At 72.3% G+C, this 9,997-nt stretch carries 6 protein-coding genes and 1 pseudogene; 1 reads left to right on the top strand and 6 read right to left on the bottom strand.

The annotated features are described in order from the left end of the window. Nucleotides 1-408: 408 nt before the first annotated feature. Nucleotides 409-2,028 (bottom strand): solute symporter family protein, encoded by a 1,620-nt coding sequence (locus PUR61_RS02445; protein ID WP_329875112.1) that lies wholly within the window; start codon nucleotides 2,026-2,028, stop codon nucleotides 409-411. Further along, nucleotides 2,025-2,390 carry a DUF485 domain-containing protein gene (locus PUR61_RS02440; RefSeq protein WP_329875111.1) on the bottom strand — a complete coding sequence of 122 codons (366 nt, stop codon included), beginning with the start codon at nucleotides 2,388-2,390 and terminating at the stop codon, nucleotides 2,025-2,027. Before PUR61_RS02440 ends, PUR61_RS02445 begins: the two co-directional genes overlap by 4 nt. Nucleotides 2,391-3,004: 614 nt before the next feature. Between PUR61_RS02440 and PUR61_RS02435 the strand changes: the two genes are divergently transcribed. Beyond that, entirely contained in the window at nucleotides 3,005-5,065 is a 2,061-nt protein-coding gene (locus tag PUR61_RS02435; RefSeq protein ID WP_329875109.1) for a SpoIIE family protein phosphatase, read from the top strand. 209 nt (nucleotides 5,066-5,274) lie between these two features. Here PUR61_RS02435 and PUR61_RS02430 read toward each other — a convergent pair whose 3' ends face one another. The 4 genes and pseudogenes from PUR61_RS02430 to PUR61_RS02415 form a co-directional block, all read right to left on the bottom strand. Beyond that, nucleotides 5,275-6,345, bottom strand: coding sequence for an RNA polymerase sigma factor (locus PUR61_RS02430; RefSeq protein WP_329875107.1), 1,071 nt, complete (start codon nucleotides 6,343-6,345; stop codon nucleotides 5,275-5,277). A gap of 477 nt (nucleotides 6,346-6,822) precedes the next feature. Continuing rightward, nucleotides 6,823-7,875 carry a polysaccharide deacetylase family protein gene (locus PUR61_RS02425; protein ID WP_329875105.1) on the bottom strand — a complete coding sequence of 351 codons (1,053 nt, stop codon included), beginning with the start codon at nucleotides 7,873-7,875 and terminating at the stop codon, nucleotides 6,823-6,825. 897 nt (nucleotides 7,876-8,772) lie between these two features. After that, entirely contained in the window at nucleotides 8,773-9,735 is a 963-nt protein-coding gene (locus PUR61_RS02420; protein WP_329875103.1) for a sugar kinase, read from the bottom strand. Further along, nucleotides 9,732-9,997, bottom strand: a pseudogene (locus PUR61_RS02415) (bifunctional 4-hydroxy-2-oxoglutarate aldolase/2-dehydro-3-deoxy-phosphogluconate aldolase); the annotation flags it as partial. The pseudogene PUR61_RS02415 and the gene PUR61_RS02420, both read right to left, overlap by 4 nt.

The raw sequence follows: 9,997 nt of genomic DNA, 5'->3' as shown, positions 1-9,997 counted from the left end.
GCGGGCCTGCTCGGCCCAGAAGCCGAGGCGGTCCTCGGAGGCCTGAGCGTATGCGGCCGCGGTGACGTTGGCGGCTGCGGCGAGCTCTGCCGGCGGGGCGAAGCGCCGTTCCTCCTTGAGCAGGTTGGCCAGGCTCTCGTTACTCATCATGAACTCCAGATATCTGATCATTCGGGGCGGCCGTGCCTCCCCTGTGCTTGTTGCCCGGTGCTTGTCGTCGTCACCCGGCCGCCACGGCCCGGGCCGCGTCGGACGTCCTCGTGCGGCGGACTCTGGCCGGCGGCCTTCGCCCGGTCCCGCGAGTTCCTCGGAGGCTCGGGACCGGGCGAAGGCCGTTTCGGTGTTCGGTGGACGGTTGTGGGCGGTCGCTCTCGGCAGGTCGTTCGGGGCGGCTGTTCGGAGCCGGGGTCAGTGGGCGCCGAGTCCGGTGAGGGAGCGGACTTCGAGTTCGGCGTACTTCGCGGGGTCGGCCTTGTCCCGGGAGAGCATGGTGCCGATCCAGCCGGCGAGGAAGCCGATCGGGATGGAGACCAGGCCGGGGTTCTCCAGGGGGAACCAGTGGAAGTCGGAGTGCGGGAGCAGGGAGGTGGGCTTGCCGGAGACGACGGTGGAGAAGGCCACCAGCAGGACGGAGCTGATCAGGCCGGCGTAGACCGAGCTGACCGCGCCGACGGTGTTGAAGCGCTTCCAGAACAGTGAGTAGAGCAGGGTGGGCAGGTTGGCGGAGGCAGCGACCGCGAAGGCTAGGGCGACCAGGGCGGCGGTGTTGAGTTTGTCGGCGAAGAGTGACAGGACGATGGCGACGGCGCCGATCGCGACGGCGGCCAGTTTGGCGGAGCGGACTTCCTCCTTCTCGCTGGCCTTGCCGCGGCGGATGACGTTGGCCCAGAGGTCGTGGGCGAAGGAGGCGGAGGAGGCAAGGGTCAGTCCGGCGACCACGGCGAGGATGGTGGCGAACGCGACGGCGGAGATGACGGCGAGCAGGACCGCGCCGCCGGTGGTGCCGGCTCCGCCGCCGAGGTGCTCGGCGAGCAGTGGGGCGGCGGTGTTGCCGGCGGCGTTGGAGGCCTTGATGGTCTTCGGGCCGAGCAGGGCGGCGGCTCCGAAGCCCAGGACGAGGGTCATCAGGTAGAAGCCGCCGATGATGCCGATCGCCCAGAGGACGGACTTGCGGGCGATCTTGGCGGTGGGCACGGTGTAGAAACGGACCAGGATGTGGGGCAGGCCGGCGGTGCCGAGGACCAGGGCGAGGCCGAGGCTGAGGAAGTCGAGTTTGCTGGTCCCGGTGGCGCCGTATTTGAGGCCGGGTTCGAGGAAGGCGGAGCCCTTGCCACCGGCGTCGGCGGCGGCGCCGAGCATGCTGGAGAGGTTGAAGCCGTACTTGGCCAGGACCAGGACGGTCATGAGGCCGGCGCCGGCGATGAGCAGGACGGCCTTGACGATCTGGACCCAGGTGGTGCCCTTCATGCCGCCGATGACCACGTAGATCACCATCAGTGCGCCGACGGCGACGATCGTCCAGCGCTTGGCGCCGGTGCCGCTGACGCCGAGGAGCAGGGCGACCAGGGAGCCCGCGCCGACCATCTGGGCGAGCAGGTAGAAGATCGACACCACGATGGTGGAGATGCCGGCGGCGGTGCGGACGGGCCGCTGGCGCATCCGGAAGGCCAGCACGTCGGCCATGGTGAAGCGGCCGGAGTTGCGCAGTGGTTCGGCGATCAGCAGGAGGGCGACCAGCCAGGCGACGAGGAAGCCGACGGAGTAGAGGAAGCCGTCGTAGCCGTAGAGGGCGATGGCGCCGGCGATGCCGAGGAAGGAGGCGGCGGACATGTAGTCGCCGGAGATGGCCAGGCCGTTCTGGAAGCCGGTGAATCCGCGCCCGCCGGCGTAGTAGTCGGAGGCGTCCTTGGTCTGGCGTCCGGCCCAGACGGTGATGCCGAGGGTGGCGAGGACGAACAGGCCGAAGAGGGTCATGGTCAGGCCGCGGTGCTCGGTGGCGGCGCCGGTGGCCAGCAGGGTGGTGGTCATGAGGCTGCCCTCCGGGGGTTGGGGAGCGTCGCGGTGGTGCGGCCTTCGCGGATGGCGGTGGCGCGCGGGTCGAGGCGGCGTCCGGCGTAGCGGGCGTACAGGGCCGCGATGGTGAAGGTGCTGACGAACTGGAGCAGCCCGAGTGCGAGGGCGACGTTGATGTGTCCGAACAGCTTGATCGCCATGAAGTCGGGGGCGTAGTTGGAGAGCAGGACGTACAGCAGGTACCAGAGCAGGAAGCCTGCGGTCACCGGGAACGCGAAGCCCCGGAAGGAACTGCGCAGCTGGCGGAACTCCTCGCTCTGTTCGAGGTGTTCCAGACGATCGGGTACAGCCGGACGGGCGGTCGGCGGAGTTTCCACGCGGTGCCTCCTGAGGTCAGCGGGTGTGGTGCGGGACGGGCTGCCGGCGCTGGACCCTCGACGCGTCGGCACCACGGGGGCCTGCTCGTCGGTTGTCGCCGTGGTCGTCTCCGGCACCGGGGTTCGCCCCCTGCGGCGCATCCCAACGCACCCGGGCGTGCACGGGTAGGCATCGCATCAGGACGTGCGGCGAGCGGTCGCATTGTGCGGCCAGCGGCGCGCCGAACGGTTGACCGGAATTCGGCCGCTGCCCTCCCACCGCCGCGGACATCGGGGTCACGCCGTCGGCGGTGACAGCGGGAATCGGCCCATCGGCGGTAAAGTGGGGGAGGTGCGCCGTCGGCGCAGACCGGGTCGCTCACGGCCCGCCTGCGGCGGCCTCGGCCGCGGCATTCCGTCGCCTCGTGCGTCCGGTCCGGTTCGCAATCCCGGTCATACCTGTCGGGTGGTCTTGGCCGGTCGGCCCGGTTCGCGGGATCGGACGCGGTAGCGCATCACCCGAACGGACGGGACCGGGTCGTGACCACAGAGAGCATCCTGCTTCGGGTGTGGTAGTCCCGTTGGGCGTGTGTCGGATTCCGGCAGGTGATCGCCGGAGCAGGGCAGGTGATCGAATGGATCCGGTGCAACATCATCGCGGCGGGGTGCAGGGCACCGGGCCGGTGTCCGAGGCCGCGCAGTCGGCCCTGCCGCACGACGTGGTGATGCGCTCGTTGCGATCCATGGGTGACGCGTTCCTGGCCTGCGACAGCCAGGGGAAGGTCACGTACGTCAACGGCGAGGCGGAGACGCTGCTGGGCCCCGCACCGCGACTGCTCGGGAGCACGTTGTGGCAGACGGTGCCGGAGGCTGTCGCGCCGGGCCTGCGGGATCTCTTCCGGCGGGCGATGGCGGGCACCACGCCGGTCGAGGACGAAGGGCGTCTGGAGACGACCGGCCGCTGGTACCGCTTCCGGCTTCTGCCCGTGGCCGAGGGACTTCTGGCCTTTCTCACCGACGTCACCGACCGCCGGACGTACCACGGGTACGACGCGGTCGGACACTCCGCTCGCGTCGCCCAGCTGACCGGCGCCCTCGCGCGCGCCATCACCTCCGACGAGGTGGTCGGCACCGTCGTCGAGCACGTGCTGCCACCGTTCGACGCCACTGGTCTGATCATCCAGGCCGTGGAGGAGGGCGGTCTGAGGTCGGTCGGTTGTGCCGGCTACCCGCCCGTCTTCACCGAACTGGTCCGCAAGGCCCCGGTGACGGAGATGGCGGAGGGCACTCCGGTCCGTGACGTCCTCTCCGCTCCCTACACGCTGATGTTCTTCCCCTCCCCGGAGGAGCTGATCAGCGCCTACCCGGCGACGGCCGACTTCGTGGCCATCGGGGGGAAGAACTCCTGGGCCTTCCTGCCGCTGGTGGTCTCCGGGCGTGTCATCGGATTCTGCTGCATCAGCTGGAGCCGGCGGCGCAGCCTGAACGAGAACGAGCGCACCCTGCTCGGTGCGCTGAGCGCGCTGATCGCCCAGGCACTGGAGCGGGCGCGTCTCTATGACGCCGAGTACACCCGAGCCCAGGAACTCCAGCGGGGCATGCTTCCCCATGCGCTGCCCTCCGTGCCGGCCGTCACCGCGGCCGCCCGTTTCGTGCCCACCAGTGGCGACATCGGCGGTGACTGGTACGACGTGATCCCCCTCACCTCGGGTCGAGTCGCGCTGGCCATCGGCGACGTGATGGGTCACGGGCTGTCCGAGGCGGTCACCATGGGCAGGCTGCGCACGGCCGTGCACACCCTCGCGGTCCTCGACCTGCCTCCCGACGAACTCGTCGTGCACCTGAACAACATCGTCAGCGGCCTGGGCGACGACTTCTGCGCGACGTTCCTCTACGCGGTCTACGACCCCGTCTCGGGCACCTGTACCTTCGCGAACGCCGGCCACCCCCCACCCGCCATCGTTCAGCCCGACGGCACCGTGAGCTTCCCGGAGCTGACCATCAACCCGCCGCTCGGCGCGGGCACGCCTCCGTTCGACACCACCGAACTCGTCCTGCCCCCGGACAGCCTCGTCGTGATGTACACGGACGGGCTGGTCGAGTCCCGTGCGCGTGACATCGGCCGGGGAATCGCCGACCTCACGGACATCCTCGACGAAGCCACCGGTACAGCCGGGTGGCCGCCGCCCGGCGCCGACCACGGCGAGGTCGCCGAGAGCCTCGACCAGCTGTGCGACACCATCGTCGCGGGCCTGTTGTCGTCCCGGCAGACGTGCGACGATGCCGCCCTGCTCATCACCCGCGTCCACCGCATCCCGAACCGGAACGTCGCCTCGTGGCTGCTGCCGGACACAGCCATGGCGGCAGCGCAGGCCAGGGAGCACGCCCGCAGCCAGCTCGCCGCCTGGAACCTGGACGAGCTGGTCATGACCACCGAGCTCGTCGTCAGCGAGCTGGTGGGCAACGTGGTCCGGCATGCCAAGGGCCCGGTCCGGCTCCGGTTGCTGCGCAGTGACGTGCTCATCTGCGAGGTGTCGGACGGAAGCCTGACCACGCCGCACATCCGGCGTGCCTCCGCCACGGACGAGGGCGGGCGTGGTCTCCAGCTGATCGAGGCTCTCTCCCACCGGTGGGGCACGCGGCACGCGGCCACCGGGAAGTGCATCTGGACGGAACAGCTCCTCCCGGCGGGGTGACAGGACCCGGGGGCGTCGTCCGCGGCGTGCCGTCGGGATCCGACCTCACAGGCCGTCCTGGCGGCCGGCGTAGACGAACTCGCAGCTGCGGGGCCATCGGTGCGATGTGCCGGGTGGGGATCCGCCGAAGCCCGCGGCGGTGTCGGCGCCGAGCGGCGCCGACGCGCATGCGGCCTGCGGCCCTGCCTCACCCCCGCCAGGAGCGGCGGTCAGTGCACCGCTCTCCCCGGGAGACGAGGCTCCTCCGGCGGGGGCCTGGGCCGGTCGTACGCCGCGGACGGGTCCCCGTCCGCAGGTGGTGGTGCCGACGTCACGGCCGTGGTGCCTTCGGCCGTGACGGCGGGTGCGGTCCTCGGGTCGACCGGAGGGGACGGGGAGGTTGGCCCGGCCGTCGCCGACCCCCGTGCGAGGAGCGCGGCGGGGTCTTCGGTATCGGGCGTGGACCGGACGAGTGCCGTCCTCGCGAGTCGAAGGCGCCGGTTGGTGTCGCGCATCTCCTCGTAGCGGTGTCGGCATCGCGCGCAGTCGTCGAGGTGTCGGATCAGGAGTTTGGACTTTCTTCGCGCGGGGTGGCGGACGAGTGCTGTGAGTTGGTCGGTGCAGGCGAGGCACTCGGGGGAGTCGGCCCCCTGCAGGTGTGCTGTCAGGTAGGCGCGGCACAGGCCTTCGCGTGCGCGCGACACCAGCGAGGAGGCTCCGCTGGTGCTCAGCCCGAGGAGACGGGCGACCTCGTCCGTCGGTCGCTGTTCGAGTATTGAGTGCTGCAGCGCTGCGCGCCAGTGCGGGGGCAGTGCACGGAACGCGGCGGCGATCAGATCGTGTTCGAGGGCCGATGAGTGGATCTGATCGGGTGACGGGGCCGTGGTGTTCCGGTCGGCCAACAGGTCGACGTCGGCGGAGGGAAGGCTGCGGCGGTTGGCGCGCGCCCACGCCGCGGCGGTGTTGCGGACCACGGCCAGAAGGTAGGGGCGCCAGTTGTCGGAGGGGCCGCCGCCCGCCCGGACGGCGGCGAGAGTAGCGGTGAAGGCCTCGCTGGCGAGGTCCTCGGCGCTGTCCGCGATACTGCCGAAGGAACGGGCGTAGGCGAGTGTGGCCCGGTGGTGGCGCGCGTAGAGCACCGCCGCGACACCGTCCTCCCCCGACCGAAGGCGTTCCGTCAGCTCTCCGTCCTCGGACTCCCCTTCCGGGCAGGCACCGAGCTCCTCGGCGGCCCCGCCGCCGGTACGGAGAACCGGCGGCGGGGCGGACCCGTCGGGATCCGGGGACGAGAGGTCGAACATGGTGATCCTTTGGCCTTTGCGGTGATCTGACCAGCCGGGGAGCTCCGGTGCGGGCCGGCGGTACGGCGGGCTGACCGCCGGGCGTGGGCGGCGCCCGCCTCTCCGGGGTGCGGGTTGGATCCGCGTAACTGTCGTGAGCACGCGGTTCGGCTTCGCCGTTCGCGACGCCGGGCGGCATGTGCCGGCCCCCCGCGGGCGGGTCGGCGGCGGTACGGCGGGCCTTGCGGGTGGGGAGACGGGGCGGGGTGGCCGGGGGCTTCGCCGCCGGGGCCGACGGCCGCGGCACGGGCCGGCATCGGAGGTTGGCCCGCTGAAGTGGGAGCACCGATCCGTGTGGCCCGTGTCGGGAGGCATGGTGGTGTCGCGGTGGGCAGTGGGCAGGCCGGCTGCCACGCCCGGTGAGCGGGTGCCCGGTGCTGCGGTGGCCGGCCGTGTTCGGCGGGATGCGGGGGTTCCCCGGCCTTGCCGGGGTGGTCGTCATCCGGCGGGGAAGTCGAAGGTGTATCCCTGGGCTTTGAGCCAGGGCAGTAGTTGGTGCAGGGCCGCGATGGTCTCGGTGCGGTCGCCGCCGCCGTCGTGCATTAGTACCACGCCGCCGGGGCGCAGTTCGCGTTGGACGTTCGCGACGATGGCGGCGACGCCGGGTTTGGTCCAGTCGAGACTGTCGACCGTCCAGGTGAGTGAGCGCATACCGGCGGTGGCGGCGACCTGTTCGTTGGCGGGGGTGAAGCCGCCGCCGGGGGCGCGGAACCAGGGGACCTGGGTGCCCGGTCCGCCGGCTTGGACGATCATGTCCTTGGCGGGTCCGATCTCCTGGACCTGCTGGTCGTGGGTGAGTGCGGCGAACGGCTGGAGGTGGTGGACGGTGTGGTCGCACAGGCGGTGGCCGGCGGCGAGGATGCGTCTGACCATCGCCGGGTTCGCGGTGGCCTGGGGGCCGATCTGGCAGAACGTCGCCTTGACGCCGTACTTGGCGAGGACGTCGAGGACGTCGGCGGTGGCGGGGCCGGGGCCGTCGTCGAAGGTGAGCGCGACCGTCCGGCCGCCGTGCGCGGTGGATCGGACCAGGGCGGCCGATTTCGCCGGCGAGCCCGAAGGCGGGACGGCCGCGGGCGTCGCCTTCGCGGAGGCGGGTCCGGCGGACCCGGTGGGGCGGGGGCTGGGTGCGGGCGAGCGGGGCGTCCCGGGAGCCGTGGGTGTGCCGCTCGCCGGTGTGGTGCCGGGTGCGTTCGGCTCCATGGACAAGCCGAGCACGCCGCCCTGCGCGGCGCCGCACCCGGTGACCGCGGTGACGAGCAGGGCGGCGCAGGCCGTGCGCAGGCCACTGCGCCGGGCACCGGCCGCCGAGGGACGCAGCGAACGGGCCCGCCGCGCAGGGCCCGACCTCTTGCCGCGGTCGGCGCCGCCGCGCACCGGCTCACCGGTGTCGGAAGAGGCGCCGGAGCAGGTGCCTGAGCAGGCGTCGGCGGTCTGGAGGAGCGTGAGGTCGGTGGTGGCGCTCGGCGCCGTCCCGCGCGTCAGGTCGGACATGGTTTCCCCTTTGGGAGCGTGACCGGGTGCCGGGCGGCCCGGGGATCCGGGCAACGTCCGGCACCACGCCGGTCGACATCGGATGGGCCGGGTGGATCTCCTGGCCGGCGTGCCGTGCGAACGAAGCGGCCTCAGAGGCAACGGAGTTCGCCGACATGTACCAGTGGGGGAAGAGTGCGCGGGCCCCGGCCGGACCCGCCCTGTCACGGGCCTGTGACACTGTCGCGACCGTCCCGCCACGGACACCTCGTCCCACGAACCGGCCCAACCGTCGAAGGACCCATGCGCGGGGCAGCGCTTGAGGCCAGGGCGTCACCGACCACCAGGTCGTCCGAAGCCTCACCCGCCACTTCGAACCCGCCACGCTTCTCCGGGCCACGGGCTGGGGCGCACGCGCTCCGCGGCCCTCCTTTTGCACGGTGACCAGGTTCGCCCGGGACTGCTCAGGGTTGGTTCGGGTGAGGCGCAGCTCGATGAAAGTGGCGGAGGGTGGCAGGCGGGAGCTGTCTCGGGTCTGCGGGGGAGCAGGCCGGAGACAGCCGGGGCCCCGGGTTCACGGAAGGTTTGGCCGGTCGGGTCCCGGGGGCGGTCGCAGGTGACGCGCTGTGGCGTGGGGGTGTCCGTCGACGGAGCGCTTGATGGCGGTTCGAGCTTGTCTTGCGGCGGAGGCACTCCTGGGAGGACGAGGCGCGGCCGGGTCGTGTCCTGGCTACTGCGCGCCGTACATCGCTGCGGGTGGTGCGGGGTGGGGCCGGGGGTTTCGAGGAGGCGGCCGGTGAGGATGTCGGTGAAGACGAGGCGGTCGTCGACCCAGCGGGCGCCTTCGGCGAGTTCGTGGGTGCCGCAGGCGTGGACGGTGATGCGGGGGGCGGTGTGGTGCACGGGGGGTTCTCGGGGTCAGCGCAGGGTGGTGCCGGCGGGGGTGTCGAGGAGGGTGAGGTCGGTGCGGGTGGGCAGGCCTTCCCAGTCGCCGCGGGTGGCGACGGCGAACGCGGCGGTGGCGGTGGCGCGGTGCAGGCGTTGTTCGGCGGTGAGGGCGTCCAGGACACCGGAGAGGTAGCCGGCGACGAAGGCGTCCCCGGCGCCGATGACGTCCATCACGGGCACCGACCGGGCCGGGGCGTGGTGGGTTCCGTCGCGGCCGGTGGTGACGCTTGCGCCGTCGCCGCCGCGGGTGATGACCACCTCGCGGGTGCCCTCGGCGAGGAGGGCGGCAACGGCGTGGTCCTCGTCCTGGGTGGGGTCGTGGGCGACGAGGTGGAGTTCGTCGGCGGAGGCGATGAGGATGTCGGCGTGGCGGGCCAGGAGCAGCAGGGTTTCGCGGGCCTGCTGGTGGGTCCACAGGCGGGCGCGGTGGTTGACGTCGAGACAGACGGTGACACCCAGCTCACGGGCCCGGACGATCGCCGCCAGGACGGTGCGGGCGGCGCCCTGACCCAGCGCCGGGGTGATCCCGGTGAGGTGGAGGATGCGGGTGCCGGCGGCAAGGGCGGGCCGGACGTCGTCGGGGTGGAGGGCGGATCCGGCGGAATGCCGGCGGTAGTAGTGGACGGTGGCGAGGTCGCCGATGCCGTCCTCGCGCACCAGCAGGCCCGTGGGGCGCCCCTGGGTGTCGGTGCGGGCGTGGGTGGTGTCGACGCCTTCGGCGCGCAGGGTGCGCAGGACGAGCGCGCCGAACGGGTCGTCGCCGACCCTGCCGACCCAGGAGGCATGGTGGCCGAGGCGGGCGAGGCCGATGGCGACGTTGGCCTCGGCTCCGGCGACGGACAGTTCCATGGGCGGGGCGAGCCTGATCGGGCCGGTGGCGCGCAGTGCGGCCATCGCCTCCCCGACGGTCACCACCTCGGGGACGGCGTTCATGCGGTCACCGCCTGGGTGAGGGCGGTGCGCCACTGTGCGGCTCGGGTGCGCAGTGCGGCCTGGTCGCCGCCGTCGGCGGCGTCGCCGAGCAGGGGCGAGCCGGCTCCGACGGCGACTGCTGCGGCGGTGAGGTAGGCGAGGGCGGCGGTGGCGTCGATGCCGCCGACGGGCACGAACGGCACGTCCGGGAACGGGGCGCGTAGCGCGTTCAGGTAGGCGGGGCCGCCGAACAGGGCGGGGAAGAGCTTGACGGCGAGGGCGC

This window comes from Streptomyces sp. BE20 (assembly GCF_036322525.1).
Classification (GTDB): domain Bacteria; phylum Actinomycetota; class Actinomycetes; order Streptomycetales; family Streptomycetaceae; genus Kitasatospora.
This window is presented reverse-complemented; position numbering and strand designations above follow the sequence as displayed.

Excerpts from the sequence above, each read along its gene's own strand:
- PUR61_RS02445 (WP_329875112.1), bottom strand. The coding sequence starts at position 2,028 with ATGACCACCACCCTGCTGGCCACCGGCGCCGCCACCGAGCACCGCGGC.
- PUR61_RS02430 (WP_329875107.1), bottom strand. The coding sequence starts at position 6,345 with ATGTTCGACCTCTCGTCCCCGGATCCCGACGGGTCCGCCCCGCCGCCG.
- PUR61_RS02420 (WP_329875103.1), bottom strand. The coding sequence starts at position 9,735 with ATGAACGCCGTCCCCGAGGTGGTGACCGTCGGGGAGGCGATGGCCGCA.
- PUR61_RS02435 (WP_329875109.1), top strand. The coding sequence starts at position 3,005 with ATGGATCCGGTGCAACATCATCGCGGCGGGGTGCAGGGCACCGGGCCG.
- PUR61_RS02425 (WP_329875105.1), bottom strand. The coding sequence starts at position 7,875 with ATGTCCGACCTGACGCGCGGGACGGCGCCGAGCGCCACCACCGACCTC.